The organism is Amphibacillus xylanus NBRC 15112 (assembly GCF_000307165.1).
GTDB classification, from domain to species: Bacteria; Bacillota; Bacilli; order Bacillales; family Amphibacillaceae; genus Amphibacillus; species Amphibacillus xylanus.
This window is the reverse complement of the sequence record NC_018704.1, coordinates 2079136-2101802: the sequence shown is the minus strand read 5'-3', so window position 1 is coordinate 2101802 and position 22667 is coordinate 2079136. Positions and strand designations below refer to the sequence as shown.

At 34.6% G+C, this 22667-nt stretch carries 21 protein-coding genes; 18 read left to right on the top strand and 3 right to left on the bottom strand.

Annotated elements, in window-relative coordinates:
- The first annotated feature begins 3 nt into the window (after window positions 1-3).
- From AXY_RS10155 to AXY_RS10095, 13 genes are all read left to right on the top strand, one after another.
- Window positions 4-657, top strand: a complete 654-nt coding sequence (locus AXY_RS10155; protein WP_015010726.1) for a sugar transferase — start codon at window positions 4-6, stop codon at window positions 655-657.
- Window positions 654-1523 carry an NAD-dependent epimerase/dehydratase family protein gene (locus AXY_RS10150; RefSeq protein WP_015010725.1) on the top strand — a complete coding sequence of 290 codons (870 nt, stop codon included), beginning with the start codon at window positions 654-656 and terminating at the stop codon, window positions 1521-1523. The genes AXY_RS10155 and AXY_RS10150 overlap by 4 nt, the downstream gene beginning before the upstream one ends.
- Window positions 1523-2695: a glycosyltransferase family 4 protein gene (locus AXY_RS10145; protein ID WP_015010724.1), complete on the top strand. Its 1173-nt coding sequence runs from the start codon at window positions 1523-1525 to the stop codon at window positions 2693-2695. The genes AXY_RS10150 and AXY_RS10145 overlap by 1 nt, the downstream gene beginning before the upstream one ends.
- Window positions 2692-3882 (top strand): glycosyltransferase, encoded by a 1191-nt coding sequence (locus AXY_RS10140; protein ID WP_015010723.1) that lies wholly within the window; start codon window positions 2692-2694, stop codon window positions 3880-3882. Before AXY_RS10145 ends, AXY_RS10140 begins: the two co-directional genes overlap by 4 nt.
- Before the next feature lie 206 nt (window positions 3883-4088).
- A complete protein-coding gene (locus tag AXY_RS10135) occupies window positions 4089-5201 on the top strand; it encodes an EpsG family protein (RefSeq protein WP_015010722.1) in 1113 nt (370 codons plus the stop codon).
- A 48-nt stretch (window positions 5202-5249) separates the two neighbouring features.
- Window positions 5250-6329 (top strand): glycosyltransferase family 1 protein, encoded by a 1080-nt coding sequence (locus tag AXY_RS10130; protein ID WP_269447597.1) that lies wholly within the window; start codon window positions 5250-5252, stop codon window positions 6327-6329.
- A gap of 17 nt (window positions 6330-6346) precedes the next feature.
- Window positions 6347-7063: a polysaccharide pyruvyl transferase family protein gene (locus tag AXY_RS10125; RefSeq protein WP_015010720.1), complete on the top strand. Its 717-nt coding sequence runs from the start codon at window positions 6347-6349 to the stop codon at window positions 7061-7063.
- 80 nt (window positions 7064-7143) lie between these two features.
- Window positions 7144-7509: a polysaccharide pyruvyl transferase family protein gene (locus AXY_RS12645; RefSeq protein WP_172635009.1), complete on the top strand. Its 366-nt coding sequence runs from the start codon at window positions 7144-7146 to the stop codon at window positions 7507-7509.
- On the top strand, window positions 7506-8915 hold the full coding sequence (locus AXY_RS10115) for a lipopolysaccharide biosynthesis protein (RefSeq protein WP_015010718.1): 1410 nt from the start codon (window positions 7506-7508) through the stop codon (window positions 8913-8915). Before AXY_RS12645 ends, AXY_RS10115 begins: the two co-directional genes overlap by 4 nt.
- A 43-nt stretch (window positions 8916-8958) precedes the next feature.
- Entirely contained in the window at window positions 8959-9969 is a 1011-nt protein-coding gene (locus AXY_RS10110; RefSeq protein WP_015010717.1) for an NAD-dependent epimerase, read from the top strand.
- 238 nt (window positions 9970-10207) lie between these two features.
- Window positions 10208-11131 carry a LysR family transcriptional regulator gene (locus tag AXY_RS10105; protein WP_015010716.1) on the top strand — a complete coding sequence of 308 codons (924 nt, stop codon included), beginning with the start codon at window positions 10208-10210 and terminating at the stop codon, window positions 11129-11131.
- A 118-nt stretch (window positions 11132-11249) separates the two neighbouring features.
- Window positions 11250-12410 carry a cobalamin-independent methionine synthase II family protein gene (locus tag AXY_RS10100; RefSeq protein ID WP_015010715.1) on the top strand — a complete coding sequence of 387 codons (1161 nt, stop codon included), beginning with the start codon at window positions 11250-11252 and terminating at the stop codon, window positions 12408-12410.
- 1091 nt (window positions 12411-13501) lie between these two features.
- On the top strand, window positions 13502-13948 hold the full coding sequence (locus AXY_RS10095; RefSeq protein ID WP_015010714.1) for a VanZ family protein: 447 nt from the start codon (window positions 13502-13504) through the stop codon (window positions 13946-13948).
- 22 nt (window positions 13949-13970) lie between these two features.
- Here AXY_RS10095 and eutH read toward each other — a convergent pair whose 3' ends face one another.
- Window positions 13971-15044: an ethanolamine utilization protein EutH gene (eutH, locus tag AXY_RS10090; protein WP_015010713.1), complete on the bottom strand. Its 1074-nt coding sequence runs from the start codon at window positions 15042-15044 to the stop codon at window positions 13971-13973.
- A gap of 132 nt (window positions 15045-15176) precedes the next feature.
- Window positions 15177-15845, bottom strand: coding sequence for a hypothetical protein (locus AXY_RS10085; RefSeq protein WP_051007537.1), 669 nt, complete (start codon window positions 15843-15845; stop codon window positions 15177-15179).
- A gap of 196 nt (window positions 15846-16041) precedes the next feature.
- Here AXY_RS10085 and AXY_RS10080 point away from each other — a divergent pair, with 196 nt between their 5' ends.
- From AXY_RS10080 to AXY_RS10060, 5 genes are all read left to right on the top strand, one after another.
- Window positions 16042-16722, top strand: a complete 681-nt coding sequence (locus tag AXY_RS10080) for a hypothetical protein (RefSeq protein ID WP_015010711.1) — start codon at window positions 16042-16044, stop codon at window positions 16720-16722.
- 199 nt (window positions 16723-16921) lie between these two features.
- Window positions 16922-17905: an ATP-grasp domain-containing protein gene (locus tag AXY_RS10075; RefSeq protein ID WP_015010710.1), complete on the top strand. Its 984-nt coding sequence runs from the start codon at window positions 16922-16924 to the stop codon at window positions 17903-17905.
- Window positions 17906-18087: 182 nt separating this feature from the next.
- Window positions 18088-18576 carry a GIY-YIG nuclease family protein gene (locus AXY_RS10070; RefSeq protein WP_231841344.1) on the top strand — a complete coding sequence of 163 codons (489 nt, stop codon included), beginning with the start codon at window positions 18088-18090 and terminating at the stop codon, window positions 18574-18576.
- A 219-nt stretch (window positions 18577-18795) separates the two neighbouring features.
- The gene (locus AXY_RS10065) at window positions 18796-19272 is read left to right on the top strand and encodes a hypothetical protein (protein WP_015010708.1); all 477 of its coding nucleotides are present in this window, start codon (window positions 18796-18798) and stop codon (window positions 19270-19272) included.
- Complete coding sequence (locus AXY_RS10060) at window positions 19259-20272, top strand: type II TA system antitoxin MqsA family protein (protein ID WP_015010707.1); 1014 nt, start codon at window positions 19259-19261, stop codon at window positions 20270-20272. The genes AXY_RS10065 and AXY_RS10060 overlap by 14 nt, the downstream gene beginning before the upstream one ends.
- Before the next feature lie 111 nt (window positions 20273-20383).
- Here the strand turns inward: AXY_RS10060 and AXY_RS10055 are convergent, their stop codons facing one another.
- Window positions 20384-22252, bottom strand: a complete 1869-nt coding sequence (locus tag AXY_RS10055; protein ID WP_015010706.1) for a beta-L-arabinofuranosidase domain-containing protein — start codon at window positions 22250-22252, stop codon at window positions 20384-20386.
- Window positions 22253-22667 lie beyond the last annotated feature (415 nt).

Below are 22667 nucleotides of genomic sequence, written 5' to 3'. Positions count from 1 at the left end.
ATTATGAATTACATGACTACCAAGAGATTAATTGACATCATACTATCATTATTAGGTCTAATTTTACTATCCCCTATTTTTCTAATTCTTATTATTGCCATAAAAATTGACTCGCGAGGACCCGTGCTTTTCAAACAAAAGCGCATCGGCATCCACAAGAGTCATTTTCATATTCTGAAGTTCAGAACAATGAGAATTGACACACCTAAAGACACACCAACACATCTACTCGACAACCCAGATCAATGGATTACTAGAGTAGGCAAGTTTTTAAGAAAAACAAGCTTAGATGAATTACCACAAATTATTAACATCGTAAAAGGTGAAATGAGCATTATTGGCCCAAGACCCGCACTATGGAATCAATTCGATTTGATTGCTGAAAGGGATAAATACGGTGCTAATGATGTTCCGGTCGGACTCACAGGTTGGGCGCAAATTAACGGACGAGATGAATTGCCGATCGAAATCAAAGCGAAGCTAGATGGTGAATATGTTGATCGGATTGGTTTTATTATGGATGTGAAATGCTTTTTCGGTACGATTGTTAGTGTGTTTAAGAGTGATGGAGTTGTTGAAGGTGGGACTGGGGTTAAAGCTAAAGCAGCTGAAGAAAACTCTAATAATTCTAAAGCTGAGGAGACAGTGGCAAAATGAAAAATATATTAATCACTGGAAAAAACAGTTACATAGGTACATCTCTTCAGAATTGGCTCATGAGAGAACCTGATAAATATAAAGTAGATACGGTTGATATGAAAGATGGATCATGGAAAGAGAAAGACTTCGGTTCATATGATGTTGTGTTTCATGTGGCAGGGATTGCGCACGTATCATCTGATCCTAAGATGGAAGACCTCTACTATAAAGTAAATAGAGACCTAACGATTGAGACTGCTAAGAAGGCCAAGGCAGAAGGTGTAAAGCAGTTCATTTTTATGAGCAGCATCATAGTTTATGGCGATAGCAGCAGTACTAAAAGAGTTATTGATAGAAATACTGTTCCAACACCAAGTAATTTCTATGGAAATAGTAAGCTACAGGCTGAAGAAGGCATCAAACATTTAGAGTCTGATGATTTTAAGATTGTGGTGGTTAGGCCACCAATGATTTATGGAAAAGGGTCTAAAGGGAACTATCCAAGGCTTGCAAACATGGCAAAGAAGATACCAGTATTTCCTGACATCGATAATGAGCGCAGTATGCTTCATATAGATAATCTTTGTGAGTTCATTAAGGTGATGATCGATCATGAAGAGACAGGTCTTTACTTCCCACAGAACAAAGAGTATGTGAAGACAAGTGAGTTGGTTAGATTGATTGGTGAAGTTCATGGGAAGAAGATAGTGATGACTAAGCTGTTTAATCCGGTCTTGAGGTTGATGTTTGGGATTGGAATAGTGAATAAGGTATTCGGCAATTTGGTTTATGAGAAGTCTATGAGTAACTATGATAAGGCGAATTACCGAATAAAAGATTTCAAAGATTCTATTGAGTTGACTGAATTGGAGAGTGGACAGTGATGAATGAAAATGGAGTAGACATATTACTGATGGGTGACAATGGTCTGGACACTGTTGGAGGAGAACAAGAATCAACTAAGATTATAATTAATGGTTCAAAAGATAAGTATTCATTAGGTGTAATTCAGCCAGGAAAAGTTAGTAAACCCAAACCTGGTGTTGAATATTTCGATTTAACAGAACATACGAGAATTAAGCATTTAGTAAAGAATCCTCTTGATTTCATTAGATATATATTGAAGGTAAGAAAAATAATCAATGATAAAAAGCCTAAGGTTATTCACACTCAGGCACAAGTCAGTTTCTTTATAGTTGCATTACTTAAGAAATTTAGATTGATTTCAAAAGATAATCATCTGATTCATACGGAACGAGGTCTCTATACGAAATACAACAAGCCTTTTAAGCAATTATTTTTCTTTTTTATGAAAGAGCTAAATACACTTGTCACAACTACTGAGTTCAACATGAAGTATTGGCGAGAGGCTTTAGAGGTAAAAAGATTTTCATTAGACTATAAGATAATTGAGAATACTGCAGGTGATTTGTTTGAAGCTTATGATGAAGTAGTAGGAAAAGCAGATGAGGGTATCTTAACTGTTGGATTTGCTGGAAGATATACCGCCTGGAAGAACTGGCCGCTAGCAGTAGAGATATCTGAGAAACTTGATAAAGTTCTTGGAGATAGCTTGCATGTGAAAATGGCTATAGGTTGTTTGGATGAAAAAGCACTAGAAGAAACGAAAGCAATGTATGGCAAATTAGAGCAAACCTTCGGAAGTAGATTTGACGGCAAAATTAATATCAATTTAGAAGAAATGGATAAGTTTTATTATGATATTGATGTGTTTATTTTGACTTCTAATCATAATACTGAATCGTTTGGTAGAACATTAGTTGAAGCTATGAGTAGAAAGACTATAGTGTTGACAACTGATGCCGGAGGTTCAGTTGAGGTGGTTGGAAATAAGAATAATGTACATAAAACTGCAGATGAGTTTGTAGATAAAGTCATGGAATTTTTTAAAAATAAAAATGAGATGGCTGAAGAGAAAGAGAGAAATATGAGAAGAGTAAGAGAAGTCTACTCTTTGGAGAATAACTTAAGTAAGCATTTAGAAATGTATGAAGAGATAATCGGTGACGTTTATAGCGAGGATGTGAAGATATGAGATTAGCTTTTGCACATGATCATTTATTTCAAGAAGATGAACAGGGCAATTTGTATACAGGCGGGAGTTTTAATAACCAAGCCTGGAAGAGGTATCTAAATCACTTTGATGAGATTATTGTATTAGCAAGAAAAGAAAAGTTAGACAATAAGTATAATAATAAGACTTATAATAATTTTGATTTAAAAGAGACGAAATTAGAGCCTGTACCTTCAATAAGTGGACCAATAAAGCAATTTTCAAATAAAAAAGAAGCAGAAGATATTATAAGAAAAACATTGATTGATTCAGATGCATTGATAGCTCGACTACCAAGTGAAACTGGTAATTTAGCTATTAGAATTGCAAAGAAATTAAATAAACCATATGCAGTAGAAGTTGTTGCCTGCGTATGGGATGCTTTGTGGAATCATGGAAGTCTGATGGGTAAAATCTATGCACCAATAGCGATGCATAAAATGAAAAAAAAAGTTTATGAATCTCCATATACACTATATGTGACAAATGAATTTTTACAAAAAAGATATCCCACCAAAGGAAAAACTACAAATGTTTCTAATGTGGAAATAAGCAGTGTATTTGAAAAGGCATACGAAATAAGAAATAGTCGTTTAGAAGGCAAGACGATATATAAGATTGGCATGATTGGTAGCTTAAAAAATAGGATTAAGGGATGGGATGTTGCATTAAATGCTTTAAGTATTCTTAAGTCTAACGGGATTGATTTTGAATTCCATATACTTGGAGACGGTGAAGTTGAACAATGGGCAAATTTAGCTGACAAACTTGGAATTAGAGATAAAGTGAAGTTTTGTGGAGTTTTGCCTGGTGGAGAACCAGTTTTAAATTGGTTAGATGAAATGGATTTATATATACAGCCTAGTTTTCAAGAAGGACTACCTCGGGCAGTAATTGAGGCTATGAGCAGAGGGTGCCCTGTTGTAGGTTCAAATGCAGGAGGAATTCCTGAATTGATTGACCTAAATTGTATCCATAAGGCTGGAGAATATAAAGACTTAGCCGCTAGCATTGAAAAGGCAATCTCAAATAAAGAATACTCTATGATGCTAACAAAGCAAAATATAGAGGCATCTAAACAATATGAGAAGAGTGAATTAGATAAAAAGCGTAATGAGTTTTGGGCAAGTTTTATTAATGAGATAGACCGATTAAATAAAGTAAAATAAAGGAAACAAATATTAAGAATACTGATGAAATATGTCAGGTACTAAAGTCTTTTGATAAAGAAACCATGACTAAGCAAGCTACAAGGAATTATGAAGAGTCAAAGAAGTACGATAAAAACGTTATCGAAGAGAGAAGAAGAGAGTTTTTTGAAGAGTTTAGGAATTCGTTAGAATGATCAAATTTAATTGGAAGTCGGGAGATGTTAATGTTTAGTTCATATACAGTCTATATAGCTACTGTGCTATTGTCGAGTGTGTTTGCCAGCCTAGCTCAAAAGTATTCAAGAACAAATAAAAAAGGTATAAGGATTCCTAATAAGTTTTTTTGGTTTATCTCGATGGCAATTCTTATATTTATTATGGGTTTTAGAGAATATACTATAGGCGTTGATGGTGCTAATTATATAAGAGGCTACGATATTGCGAATAGCATGAGTTTTATTGATTATTATTCAACTTTCACTACTGAGCCGGGTTTTTATCTTTTGTACAGATTAGTATATTTCATTTTTAATGATTATCAATGGTTATTTATTATAACGGCAGCTATAACTATAGCGTGTTTTTATAAAGCTTTCAGTTATGAGATTGATAATATATCTTTAGGCCTTGCTGTATTTATTTTTGCTTCGACTCAATACTTTTATTATTTTGGAATTATGAGAATGGGTGTAGCGGTATCCATTATTGCTGTTGCTTATAGATATATTCTCCAAAACGAAAAAAAGAAATATATCTGGATGGTTTTAATTGCTACTTTGTTTCATTACTCAGCTCCATTTGCATTAGCAGCACTGTTTATTAAACCTAATCAAATTACTAATAGGTTTAAAAATAGCACTCTGATTAAAATTATGATTCTAATTCCTTTGGGATTCTATGGGGTGAGATATTTAATATATCCTTTTATTTCTGCAAGTAGATATCAAGGATATATTGACTCAACAGGAACAATCAGCTTAGGTTTTTTGACTTCTTCACTGCCGTTTCTGATTCTCTTTTCATTTTTTTATAACATGCTTGTAGCCAAAAATAAAAGCTATCAATTTTATTTCTTCCTATTTATTATTAAGTTGTTTACAGAGATTTTCGCGCCAGTAATTGGAATAGGTAGGATGGTTTGGTATGTAAATATTAGTATCTGTTTTTTATTACCAGCAAGTATTAGAGTTAATAGAGACCATATGATAAAACTACTCGTATTAGTATTTATAATTCTGTACTCAGCAGTGTACAGTTACAATGCTTACTTTGGAGATTCGTTTAGAGGTGGATATATGCTGCCATATGAAAATGTATTTTTTAAACTTGTAAATTGATGAGAGAAGGTGATTGAAATTTTAAGGATACTACATGTTGTTAATAAGATGGATAGGGGCGGCATCGAGACCTTGCTCATGAGTATTTATAGAAATATTGATAAAACTAAAATACAATTTGATTTTTTAGTTTCAAAGCATGAGGAAGGAGAGTATGATGAAGAAATTCTTCGACTAGGCGGTAAAATTTATAGGGTAAGATCGAGAAGAGAAGGATTTCTTAAGAATAAATCAGATCTTAATCAATTTTTTAGAGAACATGATTACCAAATAGTTCATGTACATGTCAGTTCAATGACAAATATCCAATCAATTAAATCCGCTAAAAAGAATAAAGTTAGTACACGAATTATACATTGTCATAACACACAAGGACCGAAAGGATTAATGCATGAATTTATGCATCGATATAATCGTTTAATAATTGATAGATATTGCACTGATAAGTTTGCTTGCTCTGCGGATGCAGCTATGTGGGGATTTGGCAAAAAGAAAACTAATAAAGGGAAAGTTAATATATTCAATAATGCTATAAATACCACAAAATTTGTATATAAGGATGAAGTTAGAAAAGAAAAAAGGAAAGAGTTAGGTGTAGAAGACAGCTTTGTAATAGGACATGTTGGGAGATTTGTTGAGCAGAAAAACCATGGTTTTATTATAAATATTTTCAATGAGCTGATAAAAATTGAAAAGAAAGCAAAACTTCTATTAGTTGGAGTAGGCAGACTTGAGGAAGATATAAAAAGACAAATTGAAGAGTTAGGAATTGAAAAATCAGTATTCATGTTGGGTTCACGGGCAGATGTTAATGAACTAATGCAGGCAATGGATGTTTTTTTATTTCCTTCTCTGTTCGAAGGTTTAGGGATTGTTGCAATAGAAGCTCAAGCAGCTGATTTGCACGTGTTTGCATCTGATGTTGTTCCAAAAGAAGCCAATATCAGTGAATTATTTCACTCCTTAAGTTTAAATGATGAGCCTCTTAAATGGGCTGAGGAGATTCTAAAATACTCAAAGAATAAAGCTAGAATTGATAGAACTGAAGATATCATTAAGAGCAATTATGACATAAAAGCGAATACTGAATGGATTACAAATTTCTATTTGGATCACGCTAAGAATTAACCGTTAGGATGGTGTTTATGAAAATATTAATTGTCGGAGAGCGATATTCAACAAACTTAGGTGACCCTATTATATGTGAATCTGTTGAATACTTGATAAAAGAAGCAAATCAGAATGCTGAGGTTAGTTTTTTAGACTTATCTGGTAAAAAGGAGTTTGAGGACTGGAGTAGTTCTGGAAAATTAATATATTCAGGAAGAATTTCTGCTTTTAAAAAGAAAGCTAGTATTTGTTTAACAAACATTGGTATTGATACCGAATATCTTAAATTTAAAAAGAGTCACAAAAGGAAAACAGGATATTTTCGCGACTATTTAGACGATGCTGACTTTGATATTGCAATTTTTGCTGGTGGTCAGATGTTTAAGGACACGTTTATATTTCCAATTAGCACAGTAGTTAAATATTTGAATGATAGAGATATTCCTGTCATATTTAACGCCTGTGGATATGGTGAAATAACAAGTAAAAAAATGCGAACTGTTTTAGGGAAAGCACTTAATTCTAATAATGTGAAGATGATTAGTTCCCGTGATGACATCGAATCCATAAATTCCCTTTTAGATAAAGAGAGTATAAAAGTAATAAGAACTTTTGATCCAGCACTGTGGACGAAGGATGTTTATAATGTTTTCAAAAAAGAATCTGATGTTATTGGACTTGGTGTTATGTTTGCACATAACATGAGATATAAAGAGATGTTAAATTTCTGGAAGAAACAATTGATGAACTAAACGAAAGAAACATTAAATGGAAAATGTTTTGTAATGGACCTGCAAAAGATTATGAGTTTGCAAAGCATATTTTGTATAGCATGAACTATAAAGAAGAGGATTTAAGCAGGTATATAGTGCAAGCCCCAAAACGACCTAAAGAGCTAGTCGATATTATTTCAAGTTTCAGAGGGATCATATCCTTCCGTTTGCACAGTCACATCGTTGCTTGTTCGTTAGGTGTACCTGGAGTTTCAATTATGTGGGATAAAAAAGTTAAATACTTTTACGAAAATATACAGAAGCCTGAGAGAGTTTTTGAGCTGCACTCTGATTCTGCAAAGGTTATTACTGAATTAATTGATGCAATAAACAATAGCTATGATGAAGGAATTATAAGAGAACAGAAGGATTTTTTGAAGAAATTAATTGTTGATAGCAGCGTTAAAAATTGGAGAAAAGAATGAGTAGAGAGAAAAAGCTGATATTAAACACAATAATTTTAGGCTTTGGAACAGTTTTACCTAAAATAGCTACATTTCTAATATTACCAATATTAACAAGCTATTTAACAAAGATAGAATACGGAACTTATGATCTAGTTATTACAAGTTTGTCCTTCATTTTACCAATAATAACTTTGCAAATTGAACAAGCAACTTTTAGATTTTTAATTGATATTGATACAATTAAAGAAAAAGCTAAGATAGTAACTACTTCATCAGTCTACGTGATTATTGTTTCATTAATTATGTATTTAATAGGGTCAATAGCCTTGAATGGCTTCAGCTTTTGGTCAAAACAATTGATATTAATATTTGCAGTGACTAACTTATTGTATAAATTCATTTTGCAGATTAATAGAGGTTTGAAGCAATTAAGAATTTATTCAACAATGACATTAATTAATTCACTATTGAATGTTCTTATGATTATATTGTTTGTATGGAAGTTAAGATTAGGATTCATGGGACTGCTAATATCATTGAATATTTCAATTGTCCTTGCAATTGTTTTTGGACTTTTATATGGAGGAATACAAAAGTACTTACTTATATCATCATTCAACAAATACAGTTTAAAAGAAATGCTAGTTTATTCTATTCCTTTACTTCCAAATTCCATATCTTGGTGGATAGTTGGACTTTCAGATAGATGGATAATTACTACGTTCCTAGGATTAGAGTATAATGCCTTATACGCAATCTCTAATAAAATACCAAATCTATTTAACCTCGTATATAATAATTTTAATTTAGCGTGGCAGGAATCAGCCTCTGTATCAATTAAAGATGACGATATTAATGAGTACTATTCTTCAATATTTGAGGCACTTTATAATTTTTTAGTAGGTGCTATTTTACTTTTGATTACTGTATCACCAGTAATATTTAACGTGTTCATTGATAGTAGTTATGAAAGAGCATATTATCAGATGCCTATTTTATTTTCGGGAGTGTTTTTCCATAGTTTAGGTTCTTTTTTTGGAGGGATTTACGTAGCATTTAAAAAAAGTAGTAAAGTTGGAAAATCCGCCTTTTTAGGAGCATTTATAAATATAGTTGTAAACATAATATTCGTTAAAAAAATAGGCCTTTACGCAGCATCATTGTCCACTTTAGCATCATATTTTGTAATAGTAGTGTATAGGATATGGGATGTGCGTAAATTTGTGACTATTAAATACAATCGACTAACTATTGCGATTAGTATTTTACTGATAATAACTGTAAGTGCAATTAATTATATAAATATCACAAAACTTAACATCATGAATTTTACCATAGCTTTGATTATTGCATTGATCATAAACAAAAAAATGATAAGGAACATTTTAAAGAGTTTGAAAGCGAAGAGAAATAGTGATAACTAATAATAAAAATGAACCTTTTTGTTAGAAAGCGAGGAAATAGTAAATGAAAATACTAATAACTGGTGCAGCTGGATTTATAGGCTTTCACCTTTCAAAGAAATTACTAGATGATTCCTATCAGATAATAGGAATTGATAACTTGAATGACTATTATGATCCAAGCCTAAAACAGTCTAGGCTTGAAATCCTAGGAAAATATAATAACTTTAATTTTCATAAAGTAGATTTAAAAGACAAGGCTGCAGTGGATAATATCTTCGAAACCTACCAGCCTACTCATGTCATAAATTTAGCGGCTCAAGCAGGAGTGCGGTACTCCATTGAGAATCCTTATGCGTATGTGGATTCTAACCTGACTGGATTTATGAATATCTTGGAGGCTTGTAGAAACTACCCAGTAGAACATCTACTTTATGCTTCTTCTAGCTCTGTCTATGGTGGCAATAAAGTAGCACCATTCTCTACAAATCATAATGTGGATCACCCGGTGTCTCTTTACGCAGCAACGAAGAAGTCAAATGAGCTAATGGCTCATACTTATAGTCATCTATATGGTATCCCAACAACTGGACTTAGATTCTTCACAGTTTACGGACCATATGGAAGACCCGACATGGCTTACTTCTCCTTCACGAAAGACATTCTAGCTGGAAAGCCTATCAAAGTCTTTAATCATGGGAAGATGGAAAGAGACTTCACTTATATTGATGACATTGTAGAAGGCATTGTGAAGCTAATTGATAAAGCTCCTGTTGCTAATAAAGATTGGGATGAAAGTAAAGACGATTTAAGTACAAGCTTTGCACCTTATAAAATTTATAATATTGGTAACAACAATCCGGTGCAACTTATGAGATTCATAAATGCTTTAGAGTCTGCTCTTGGAAAAGAGGCTGAGAAAGTATATATGGATATGCAGCCAGGAGATGTTCTTAGAACTTATGCTGACGTGAGTGATTTAGAAAGAGACATTAACTTCAAGCCATCTACGAGTATTGAAGATGGACTTGCTAAGTTTGTGGATTGGTATGTGGGATATTATCATAACAACTAAACAAGTGAGCGGTTATAAAATAAATCATAAACAATTCAATTTTGTGAGCCTACAAATCTGAATTGTTTATTTTTTTATAGAATAATTATCTTAATATTCACAATAGTGTTAAACTATAAGAAACATTATTTTCCTAGCGTAGATCTGAGAGGTCAATAAATCATTCGCTATCAGTCATAGTTACTTAATTTTGCTTGCGTTGCTGATTGAACTATTTTTAAGAAGGATGTGTAAATCGATGACTTTGCAACAATTAAGGTACTTTATCGAAACGGTCAAACATGGGTCAATTAACAAAGCGGCGGAGAATTTGTTTATTTCCCAGCCGAGCTTATCGATAGCGCTTAAAGAATTGGAAGCTGAAATCGGTTTGGATTTGTTAATCCGAACACCTCGCGGGATTACTTTAACGATTGATGGTACTGAGTTTTTAGGTTATGCGAGGCAAGTGGTCGAACAACACGATTTACTCGAGCGGCGTTGGTTGAATAAAACACCGTCACGTAGACTGTGTACGATTTCAATGCAACATTATGCTTTTGCGGTTAATGCTTTTGTAAATATGGTGAAAAAAACTGACGCACTAGAATATGAGTATACATTGAGAGAAGCGCGGACGTTTGAGATTGTTGAAGATGTCAAAAATTTGCGGAGTGAGTTAGGGATTTTGTATAAGAGTAATTTTAATCAACAGGTCATCGATAAGTTACTGAAAGAAAATCACTTACGATTTCATCCGCTCTTTACTGCTAAGCCGCATGTATTTGTTAGTTCGACGAATCCACTGAGCCAGCAGGAAATTGTGACATTGGAAGATTTAGAGGACTATCCAAGACTTTCATATGAACAGGGCGAGTTTAATTCGTTTTATTTCTCAGAGGAAATTCTGAGTACAGAGTATGCGAAGAAGGATATTAAAGTCGGTGACAGGGCAACAATTTTTAATCTAATGATTGGATTAAACGGTTATACGATCTCTACAGGTATTGTGAGTGCTGATTTAAATGGTGATAATATCGTCGCCGTTCCACTTGATGTTGATGATGATATAACAGTAGGCTATATCACGCATAAAGATATTCAACTTACCCAACAGGCAAAACTGTATGTGAGAGAACTAATTGATGTCATTAAAGCATACGATGTCAAATTAAATGTCTAGTTATAGTTAAAAGCTATAGCTAGGCATATTTTTTATGTCTTAGTAATAATCCCAATGATGTGCTTTAATAATTAACATACGATTCAAATAAATATCAAAAAACAGAGGAGCATTTATCATGAGCGAAAGATTTCAGATTGTCGGTAGTTTATTGAGACCAAAGGGATTATTAGATTATAAAGAAAAGATTGAGCATCGGGATGATATTACATATCCATTTTATGCTGATTTTTCAGGTTATGAAGCATGTGAAGCTGAAGCGATTAAAGCTGTCGTGCAAAAACAAATTGACCACGGACTAACGGTCATTAGTGACGGCGAATTTTCTAAATCATTATGGCACTTAGATTTCGTCTGGGGATTCCAAGGTATTGAACGCTATATCGCAGACCACGGCTATTTCTTCTGTGACCTCGATGGCACTGGAAAATATGAAACACGAAGAGACATCGGATTAAGAATTACAGCTGAATTAGACGCGCAAAACCATCATTTTATTAAAATTTTCAAGCAACTCAAACAAGCAGCCGGAGATCATCCACTGAAACTATGTGTTCCATCACCATCACATATCTATGGTGAGTTATCTTGGTCTGACAACATCGGTGGTAAAGAATCCATCTACCAAGACACACAGGCATTAAAACAAGACTTAATCAAAGCTTACAAAACATTTGTCGCAGATTATGTTAAAGCAGGCGGAAAGATCTTGCAGTTTGATGACTGCCTATGGTCAATTTTTGCCGACGATAACCCAAACTCGCCATACACGGGTGAGCAGATTAACCAAGAAGAAGTAAAAGCACTTGCAGCTGATTTCATTGAACTAAATAATACGATTATTGATTATGGTCACAGCCTAGGTTTAAAAATGTGGACACATAACTGCCGTGGAAACTATGACTCTCGTAATATGGGTGGCGGTTCTTACAAAAAAATTGCCCATCTATTCTTAAAACAACTTAAATATGATCGTTTCTTCTTAGAATGGGACGATGAACGCGCCGGTTCCATTGAAGCATTGGAAGTATTTAAAGATAAACCAACAACAGAAATTGTCTTAGGTCTTTTATCATCAAAAACGAACACGCTAGATGACGAAACACGCGCGCTAAACTTACTAGAAAAGGCAGCAACGATTATTGATAAAGATCGTCTATACCTCTCACATCAATGCGGATTTGCCTCATGTGACGGAGGAAATGAACTGACAGAACAAGAGCAATGGGCAAAAATTGATCAAGGCCAACGCCTGGCGAAACAATTTTTCGGTGAGTGAGATTGGTGTTAAATCATAAAGAATGATCGTGAAGTAAGTTGAGCACCTGGTGGACTTTAATTCGCAGATGCTTATCATAACACCAAGGTAACAGTGCTACGCTATTAAGGCTAGAGAGCGAAAGCAATGAACAATCGCTCAAAAAGGTGAGACAATTTTTCACGAAGGAATCCTTTAAAACGACACAAGCGTGAGAGGACTTCGCAACATCGGCTCACCTCTTAGCCCAATGAGCAAGGTCGGTACAAAGAATCGAATGGGCCTGCAGGGGGTTCTATCAGACTTTTTGTGAGAGGATAGTATTGGCAGAATTAACAACAGACAATTAAATTCAAACACGCAAAATTTTTGAGCTTTAAGCAAAAGTAATCCCCATCTGAATATCAGGTGGGGATTTTTTGATGCTCTAAAAGTCTATCAAATATCGAGATAAAAAATTCAATAAAAAGCAGGATAATGAATATAGTCTAGCGAAATTGAATAATAGCTTTCGATGTAATTAGAATGGCAAATTGATATTCAAGCATTTACCAATAAAAAAATAATTTTTATTCTAGCAAACTTACTTTTACTTCTGAATGGTGAAAAACAATCCTCATAGCTTAGCGGTCAAGAATCTTGTCCCTCACTCATATGCTTAATAAGACATGAAAACATAGCTAGCATTTGCATAAACGTGTACTTAGTAATTTTTTATAAAGTGTATGTACTGCATGAAAGCTAAATTAATTGCCTTAAACATGGTTGATATGCAATGGAGCCGCATAGATCTGCCAATTAGTTGCTGGATAAGTGCGGATGACATTTTTGAGGTTTGTAGCTAGAAAATATTTAAGCTAAGCCTCACAAATTGAAACTAGGGAGGTTACATTATCTTGACAGTGATCTATATAATTAGCCATATTCAAGGATTTTATCGAGAAATGATCGATAGTTTGCATGATCTTTTATAGCAATAGCTATGATAGAATGATTGGGGAACGGTTCCTTGTTACACAGAGTAAATAATCAGTGAAACAGAGAATCCTCCCCTGCATTATCATAATGTAGTTGTAAAATTCAAGTAATTAAAGAATAGGTGTGTTTAGTCCATGACAAGAAAAGTAGTATCGTGGTTGCTGGTCATTTTGTGGATGGGAGTTATTTTTTATCTATCTCACCAGCCAGCTGCCGAGTCAAGTAGTTTAAGTACAGGAATTACAGAAAGAATATTAGCCGTTATCGAAAGCATCGCGTCAAGCGTAGATATAGATGTTGAGAAATTTAATCATATTGTTCGAAAGGGTGCACACTTTTTCTCATATCTAATCTTAGGAATATTAGTGACCAATGCTTTAAAGAATAACGGCATGAAAACATATACACTATTCTTAATCTCATTAGTGATCTGTATTGTTTATGCTATCTCAGATGAATTTCATCAGCTATTTGTTCCGGGTAGAGCTGGACAAGTAAAAGATGTCATGATTGATAGTGCAGGTGCTATAACTGGAATAAGTGGATACATAGCATTAGTAAAACTATTTACCCGATTTTAAAAAACATCAAGAACGTAATCTACTAGATTTTTTGCTTTCGATAGATAAATAATGATAAGAAAATAGCACTAATCCCACTTAATAGTTTCGCAATAATCATCGGGAACGCCATCTCTTGATTGATTCCAGCTACAAAGCCTAGATGACTACCGAAAGTGAAGGCCGCACTTACTGAAAAAGCAATATTGACGACTTTACCACGAGGGTCCATATCTTTTACCAAAGCAAGCATTGGGATGGCATGGGCAAGTGTTGCGATTAGTCCAGCAGTGGCTATTTCGTTAATACCAAGATTGGATCCAAGTCTTTTAAGTGGTTGCTTTAATATTTTTGAAATAAATAATACCATTGGAAATGCCCCAGCGAGAAAGAGTGCAATCATGCCAACTACTTTTATCCCTTCTTCTATCGATGTTAGATTTGGAATCACAATCAATCCTGTCGTTGTTTCAATCATAATGGCGACAAGACCGACAATCGCCACAAGTTCAATGAATTTACCGAAGTAAGTAAAGCCTTTAATCATTGCATTAGGTTTTATCCATAAACCAATGCCAATTAAGAGAGAAATAATTATTGTTGGGATGAGGTTTCTCAGCATCATCTCGATACTAAATCCTGCAACGAGCCCACCAACAAAGATACTAAATGGAATAGTCATTAGCCCAATTAGAACGCCTTGGGCAAAATAGCAATGGTCTTCTTTTTTAATAATGCCTAATGCTACTGGAATCGTAAAAACAATAGTCGTTCCAATCGTTGTTCCAAGGAACACCCAAGCGAACAGACCTGCTTCTTGCGACTTGGCCATTGTTTCAGCGAGGGCATAACCACCCATATCAATAGCTAAAATGGTATTAACAAATGTTGCTGGATCTGCTCCAACGAGATCATAAACAGGGCTAATAATCGGAAGCAAAATATCTGCAATCACTGGTGCTAGTGAGATGATACCAAGCATGGCAAGCGCTAATGACCCCATCGTCATAAATCCCGCTTTAAATCTTTCCCCAAAGCCAAATCGATTACCGATAATATGATCGACCGCTCCAATTATAAAAAAGAGTATAACGATACAAATAATTACTTGATTCATTGCTACTTCAGACTCCGTTTCATCTATTTCTAATTAAACTTTATGCTTTTTTAAAAACGACAACAAATCAGCTTAGTACAGAGTTTTCACTGACTAAGCTGATGTTTATGTCTATTTTAACCATACAAACCATCATTCAACTACTGCTATATTCTTAATTAGTTCAATCACAGCATCGTCGTCGCCTGGTTCAATATAGGCTAATTTTGTATTATTAATCAAGTCTTCTCTATCTGCAATTAGATCATCAATGGCTAAATCTTCAGGGCGCGTCATCCCACCATACCAACGAGCAGGAATGTTGTATATATTAATTGTTCCGTCTCCATTACCGCTATAAGTAATCACTCCGTCTACGTGTCGAGAGCCTCTAATTTGGATTACATCTTCAGGATATTTAACGTTAATATCCGTCTCTTCAGGATTGAGTAATGTACCTGCAGGGATATGAACAACGTATAATGATTCCACATCTTGATTAGCGCCAAAATTCAACCATACACGAGCATATTCAATTTCTTGGGTAGAGTACTCACTTAATTTATTGACCGATTTTTGTTCAGTCGAGTGGTCTTCTTGCTCTGACTCAGAAACTTGCTCATCTGCTGTTTGGTTTGATTCTTCATCAATGTTTTGCTCTTCATCTTTTGCTGCGGAATTATTTTCTTCCTCAGTAACGTGATCTTCTGTTTGGTTATTTGTAGCGTTCTCCATATCAGTTTCTTTAGAACAACCTACTAGTAAGACACTTATGATAAGGAGAATAATAGTTATATAATACAGTGTTGCTGCTTTTTTCAATCTCCACAATCCTTCCACAGTTAGGTTTTGAATTCGTTTTATACCAATTGGTATTATAGCTGATGAGAAGACAGAAGTATACAAATAGTTGAACGAGTATACAATTATAGACAATCTATTGGTAAAAATCCTTTAATTTTATCCAAAAATGCTATATAATTGAAGTGTATGTCGTAGTATTTTTAAATAAATTATTATGGAAAAAGGTGATGAGATGAACAAATTAACGAAGTACATTTATGCTTTAACAAATCTAAATGGGATGATTGATAAGCAGCTTGTTATGAACATCTACAATCATCTAAATGACGAAAAAATTACGCTTAAAGACATAAATGTCTATTTTAACAGGGACGAGGAGAAAATTCCTAATACAGAGGTTTACACGTATGGTACATATTTTATGCATGAAATTAATTATCAGTTTGATCATTATCTTAAGTTCCTTCAGGCGAAGGAATATGATTTCTATTACGTACCAAATGAAGAACAACTATTAAAGTATACTGATTTTTTCTACCTAGATAATCGAGAGACTTATAATAAATTGTACGATTATGTGTATAGGAATATCTTTGACCATGATCAAGAGCGGTCTGAGTATTTTACTTATCACGTCTATCGAGCGTTGAAGTTTGAACTAGAGATAGATGCATTAATGGCAATTGAATTTGAACGTTTGGATGTTAAACTGGCTGATACGTTACAAACAAAAATCATGCGTGGCTTACTCGAAGATCTCAATGTCAACGTAAGAAAGTGGTTAAACAACGGTTTCACAGATCGTGAGCTTTCAGCGATTCTGAACAAATCAGATTCGAGCGAAGTTGATTTAAGTAATGTGATTACCTTTAGACGAAAAAAAGAAGCGAAGTAATTGACTGTGCTGTAAAGTGCCGGGATCTTGGAAAGAAATGAGATTGTAAAAATACTATAGATTTTGAGAAGAAAATTTTTTATAAAAAAAACTATTTAATTTGGTTTATTTGTCTATGTGCTGATTCATATCAATTAATTTGATTCGTAAAATGTGATAGAATACGGATAATAAATTATGTTGTGAAAGAAGGATATAGATGAGTAGACGATATATTGAAGCTGTTGGTAGAGAGTTAAGTTTGGGTAATCAATTGCTTGTGAAGGAAGCGATTAGTCGCGGGATTAAGATTGATGTATTACCTGATGGCGTTTTTACGATGTCTGATGGAAAGAAAAGTTACACGATTTATGATGGTAAAGTGACGCTTTCATATAATACTCGTTTGGCGACGATGACGATGGATATGAAGGAAGTAACAAGCCGATTACTGAAGAGTAATGGGTTTAATACGCCTGAGAATACGGTGTTTGCGAAAACGGATCTAGAGCGTGCTTGGCAATGGGCTGAGCCGATTTTACCTGTTGTACTTAAGCCTTATGATGGTATGATGGGTGAATTAGTTTTCGTAAATATTGATAATTATGATGAGTTTAAAGCGTGCTTTGAAAAGATCGCTTTGACTAATGATGAGGTTTTAGTTGAGAAGTTTCTGGCTGGTAAGGAGTATCGCTTTACTTATGTCAATGAAGAGATTGTTGGAATTGTTAATCGTGTGCCAGCGAATGTTGTTGGTGATGGCGTGCATCATGTTAAGGATTTAATTAAGCTGAAAAATCAGGAACGTATCGATGTTGGTAATCCGATTCATAAGCAGCTGGAGATGGATGAGGAGACTGAGCGTGTGCTGAGAAAGCATGGCTACACGTATGATTCAGTTCCGGAAAAGGATGTAGTTGTTAATCTGCGTGATAATTCAAATATCTCGACAGGTGGCGATGCGATTGATGTGACGAATCAAATCGATCCAGAGATCAAGGAGTATATTAGACAGGCGATGCTCTCAATTCCTGGTGTTACAGCAGCTGGAGTCGATGTGTTAATCAATGGGGATGAGGTTAATATTATTGAAGTGAACACATATCCAATGATCACATTGCATCACTTCCCATGGGTTGGCGGGACAATTGATGTTGCCGCAAAAGTGATTGATGGCATGTTTCCCGGAACAGTGAAAAATTAACGTGATTTTCTATAGTAATTGAAGCGAACCACGAGCAGAGTAGTGCGGAACTACTTTGTGCGTGGTTTTTTTGTTTCGGCTAAATTGAATAATTAGTCTGAAGTAGTCCAATAATGGGACAGTGGTGTGGGGCGTTATTGGAGCGGTGGACGTTTGGAATGATTTACGAGAGGTTGAATATTGTGAGTAGCGTGATCGATTTATTAATTTTTATATTTGTTCCGTTGATGGCTTATGCTGTTGGTAGCTATTGGACTAAAGTACAAGAGCAGAAAAGAATTCGTGAGCAAATGACAAATCTAGCAAATAACACGTTAGAAATGTCGACAGCTGATTTTTTCAAAATGAGACGAAAAAGCTTTGGCGGTCGAGGAAATCCTCAATATGCTAATCAATTTAATTTTTCAGGTGTGTACATCTTACATAATAAGACGAAGGATTTATATTATGTCGGACAGGCCAGGCAGGTGCTAACTCGTGTGAATAATCATTTCACTGGTAAAGGTAATGGTGACGTTTATGCAGATTATAAGCATGGAGACGAGTGGACGATTAGGCTGATCGCACTTGAAAACAGTGGATTTAAAACTTTAAATGAGCTTGAGCGTCATATAATTAATACCTCCGACTCCGTTCGCAATGGATATAATAAGACACGGGGGAATAGCTGAGGGGATGACTAGTTTTAGTTTGGTATTTTACTGGACTAAGGCTGGTCATTTTTTATTTTAATTACAATAAGTATTACAAATACAAATGTACATTATTTTGTAAATTTATGTAGAAAAAGGACGTACAGTCATGTAAAATAGTTATATAGCGTTTTGTTATTTTGGTATCAATTGATACCGAAAATATTGACTATATTTTTGGGGAGTGCTAAAATAAGGATGAGACAAGAAGCGGAAATTAAGAGAATTGAATCTGAACTTGAGGTACAGACTTATTTAGATAGACTAAAATATGTGTTACAAAGCAACTCGGTAAGAATTAATTTTCAAAAAAATAGATTTGTTGATCGCAATAGATCTAAGAAATTTACAAACAGATATACTATGGCCACATTATTTCCTGATGAAGATGAGGTAGAAGTACTAAAAAGAGAGCTTGCGAACTTAACAGTTGAAGATTATCTTGAATCAGTAAAGGATATTCAATTTCCTAAAAAGAGTGAATTGAGAGTTTTTGGGAAAAAATATTCAGGAGAAGATGTGTATATTAAAATTAGAGTAGAGTTACTTGATACTGTAGCGGCAAGCGGAAGTAGTTTTGTATTTGTCATGTCTTTTCATTTTGCTGAGAAGAAGTTTAATGTTGGTGATTTCCCATATATGAAAGATAGAGGTGAGACAAATGGAAGAAATTAAAGTTGAGAAGAAGCTATGTATTTTATGTATGGAGGAACACGGAATTAGAACCGTTAAAATGAGTGAAACAGAAGAATTTAAAGGAACAAGTGTTGAGTTTGAAGCGGTTTATGAATATTGTGATCAAACGGATGAACTACTTGAAACAGAAGAATATATTAAATCTAACAGTTTAGCAATGAAAGATGCATATCGAAGGAAAGTCGGTTTATTAACTTCTGATGAGATTATTGCAATTAGAGAAAAGTATAAGCTTAGTCAAAAGAATTTTTCCGAAGTGCTTGATTGGGGAAGAGCAACTATTACAAGATATGAAAATCATCAAGTTCAAGATCGTGCCCATGATGATGTATTAAGAAAAATTAATTCAGACCCAAAATGGATGCTTCAAATGCTTGATCGAGCAAGAGATAAAATTCCATCAAGTGCTTTAAATAGTAGCCTTTTAGTTGCGAAAGAAGAATTTAGTAAAATGCATAATCAGTATTTAATTGATTCGATCCAATCTATTTATGCAAATTTACATGATGAAGATATGACTGGTGGTGTACAACTTAATCTTAATAAAGTCGTAGAAATCATAAATTATTTTGCAACTAAGATTAAATCTCTCCATAAGGTAAAATTAATGAAGATGCTTTGGTATGCCGATTATTTAAATTATAAAAGACACGAAAAATCAATAACCGGTCTAGTGTATGGTGCACTACCAATGGGAGCTGTTCCTAAAGGATCAGAGGTAATTATTGATTTAGATGGGATTAAATATGAAGAGGTTTTATATGATCATGTTGCTTATCGATTTTTACCTGTAGAAGGTATTGAATTTAACTCATTAACCAATGAAGAAGTTGATACATTAGAAACTGTTATAGCAGAAGTAGGAGATTTAAATACCCAAGATATTATCAAAAAAATGCATAGTGAAGAAGCATATAAATGTACATCTGCTAATGAGATTATATCATTTAAATATGCCGATCAACTTTCAATAGATTAGACTGAACAGTCGATTTTTAGTTTTTTATACTGTGCTAATAGGGAAAATTTGTGATAAATAAACCACGATCAAGATAGCTATTACTTTGATCGTGGTTTTGTTTGCTTATGATTACTTATTAATTTTTTTCACTGTAAAGTAAACCTGATATGGGTCATAGCCAATATCTCGGATGCGGTTAAATTGGATTGCTGGGTCTTGGTTGGTTGTTTTGAAGAAATAGCGCCAGCTTCCCCATTCCCTTTCATTTTCTTGCTCAAGCTCAGTCGTAGGATCATCGCCTTCGATATAGAGTATCCGTTCATGTTCAGTGATACCAGCTAATACATCTGGGCCATATCGGAACGCTCCAGTGTTTAGATCATCTGGAAGCTGAATAAATCTTATGCCAATAGGGAAGGTAATGCTAACCTTGTCGCCATCAGACCATTCACGCGTGAGCTTGTAAAAGGCGCTGCTGTCATTTGTTTTGCCAATTAATTCTCCATTTAGATAAATACTTGCATCTTTCATGATCCATTCAGGAATTCTAAGTCCGAGTGTAAAAGTTTTTTTCTGATCAAGCTGAATTGTGAAATCATACTTTTTGAAGTCAGGTGTGTTTTCATGTATTGATGTTATCTCACTTAACCTCTGCTGACCTGCTATGCTTGATGAATCTAGTAAACTACCACTCATGATATCTTGTGATTGTTTAATTCGGACGCGGTCAGAACCAATCGTAGTCTCTAATTCTGAATTGAAATATTGTGACACATAGATTTGATCCTGATCCTGATAATAGATACCTCTGTTTAATGTAGCATTTGCCTGAACCATTGTCCCGTGACAGCAGAAGAAGCTATTTGTTTCACTGCTCCATTCTTTATAAAGGCCTGCCTTCATTGGTAGGAAATAAGTTAGTAGGCCAGTCCACGGATGGTTTTTCCCAGTTCCAGCTACGTGATATGACTGATAGTAAGCCTGCGCCATAATACCGTTATAGAGATTGTATTCGATATATTGACCGTATGCAGGGTCCTTTGTTTGCTGGAAAAGGAAGTCTGCTAAACGAATCATATTATAGACAGTACAATGTTCTTGGTTTTTGTCACCTAAGCGTGCTTTGATTTTCATTTTTGGCATCCAGACCTCGCCTGATGTGTTGCCTCCGGTTGCTAGTGTGCCACGTTCAGTCACAGCGCAATTCCAGTACGCCTTAACGATATCAAGCCATCTGTTATCCCCAGTCACTTCATATGCACGGGCACAGCCAAGCACTTCAGGAATGGTTGTGTTTGCATGCATATTTGTCAGTGGATCCTTCCCTTCCAATAGTGGTTGGAATAATCTTTGGCGATAATAGCGATCTAGTAAGAATTTATACTTGTCGTGTCCAGTGATCTCAAGTAAATCTGCCCATACCTCAAGCATACCTCCAGTTTCTACATCTAAGATGTCGTCGAATTGCTCTCGGGTAAACTTTCCGCTCCATTTAACAAACCAATCAGCAAAATTATCAGCAATATCCAGTGCTTGTTGATTGCCTGTGTATGAATACATATCAATCAAGCCCATGAACAGCTTATGTAGATTATATTGGGGTGCCCAGATGTTTTTTCCTTCAGCAATCCAATGTAAATATTTTTCTGGAATTGGCCCAACCCACTGACCACCGTTATCCTTCTGACATTCAGCTAATTCACTAACAATCAGATCTGCCTTAACTTTTAGCTCAAGGTCGCCAGATTGATGATAATGTAGTGCTGCTGCCGATAACCAATGACCTAGAAAATGACCACGGATTTGACAAACAGGTGTCTCCCACCCACCATGTGCATCTTTCGGAATCTCACGGCCATGGAATCTCCCAGCCTCGACGCGATAATTAAATAGGAGATTATCATTTGTTAAGCTCATTAAGTAGCTTTTATTAGCCGCTTCACGACGCTTCAAGTCACCATCGTGAACTGTGACATTTTTCCCTTTTAATACTATCATTTTGAGTGTCCTCCTCATATAAGTGTATGCGCTTTCAATTATGGACTTTAATGAGATAGAATTCAAGTTTATAAAGTAATAAGATCGAGCATAAACTTAATAGTTTCACGCATAAATTAATTCTTTCGAGTATTTAAATAAAAAGTCGAGCACAAATTTAGATTTCCGAGCATAGACTTCATTTTTTTAACAAAACCCGTAGATCAAGGGCTAAATTCCTAATAAATTCCCTTTTTAATACTAGTTTCGGTATAAAAGTTATGTTAAAATATAGTTTGTTAGTAAAATGTCACCTGTTAATGAATGGGAAAATCGGGTGTTTGACGATATTTTAAAGGCTGATTTTTAGAATATAAGACTTAAATTAAAATGATAAAAACTGAATGTTTATATTCATCCGTAATTTATGGACGAA

What these genes read in the sequence shown, in the direction of transcription:
- AXY_RS10155 (WP_015010726.1), top strand. Translation starts at nt 4, where the DNA reads ATGAATTACATGACTACCAAGAGATTAATTGACATCATACTATCATTA.
- AXY_RS10150 (WP_015010725.1), top strand. Translation starts at nt 654, where the DNA reads ATGAAAAATATATTAATCACTGGAAAAAACAGTTACATAGGTACATCT.
- AXY_RS10145 (WP_015010724.1), top strand. Translation starts at nt 1,523, where the DNA reads ATGAATGAAAATGGAGTAGACATATTACTGATGGGTGACAATGGTCTG.
- AXY_RS10140 (WP_015010723.1), top strand. Translation starts at nt 2,692, where the DNA reads ATGAGATTAGCTTTTGCACATGATCATTTATTTCAAGAAGATGAACAG.
- AXY_RS10135 (WP_015010722.1), top strand. Translation starts at nt 4,089, where the DNA reads ATGTTTAGTTCATATACAGTCTATATAGCTACTGTGCTATTGTCGAGT.
- AXY_RS10130 (WP_269447597.1), top strand. Translation starts at nt 5,250, where the DNA reads ATGGATAGGGGCGGCATCGAGACCTTGCTCATGAGTATTTATAGAAAT.
- AXY_RS10125 (WP_015010720.1), top strand. Translation starts at nt 6,347, where the DNA reads ATGAAAATATTAATTGTCGGAGAGCGATATTCAACAAACTTAGGTGAC.
- AXY_RS12645 (WP_172635009.1), top strand. Translation starts at nt 7,144, where the DNA reads ATGAACTATAAAGAAGAGGATTTAAGCAGGTATATAGTGCAAGCCCCA.
- AXY_RS10115 (WP_015010718.1), top strand. Translation starts at nt 7,506, where the DNA reads ATGAGTAGAGAGAAAAAGCTGATATTAAACACAATAATTTTAGGCTTT.
- AXY_RS10110 (WP_015010717.1), top strand. Translation starts at nt 8,959, where the DNA reads ATGAAAATACTAATAACTGGTGCAGCTGGATTTATAGGCTTTCACCTT.
- AXY_RS10105 (WP_015010716.1), top strand. Translation starts at nt 10,208, where the DNA reads ATGACTTTGCAACAATTAAGGTACTTTATCGAAACGGTCAAACATGGG.
- AXY_RS10100 (WP_015010715.1), top strand. Translation starts at nt 11,250, where the DNA reads ATGAGCGAAAGATTTCAGATTGTCGGTAGTTTATTGAGACCAAAGGGA.
- AXY_RS10095 (WP_015010714.1), top strand. Translation starts at nt 13,502, where the DNA reads ATGACAAGAAAAGTAGTATCGTGGTTGCTGGTCATTTTGTGGATGGGA.
- eutH (WP_015010713.1), bottom strand. Translation starts at nt 15,044, where the DNA reads ATGAATCAAGTAATTATTTGTATCGTTATACTCTTTTTTATAATTGGA.
- AXY_RS10080 (WP_015010711.1), top strand. Translation starts at nt 16,042, where the DNA reads ATGGAAAAAGGTGATGAGATGAACAAATTAACGAAGTACATTTATGCT.
- AXY_RS10075 (WP_015010710.1), top strand. Translation starts at nt 16,922, where the DNA reads ATGAGTAGACGATATATTGAAGCTGTTGGTAGAGAGTTAAGTTTGGGT.
- AXY_RS10065 (WP_015010708.1), top strand. Translation starts at nt 18,796, where the DNA reads ATGAGACAAGAAGCGGAAATTAAGAGAATTGAATCTGAACTTGAGGTA.
- AXY_RS10060 (WP_015010707.1), top strand. Translation starts at nt 19,259, where the DNA reads ATGGAAGAAATTAAAGTTGAGAAGAAGCTATGTATTTTATGTATGGAG.
- AXY_RS10055 (WP_015010706.1), bottom strand. Translation starts at nt 22,252, where the DNA reads ATGATAGTATTAAAAGGGAAAAATGTCACAGTTCACGATGGTGACTTG.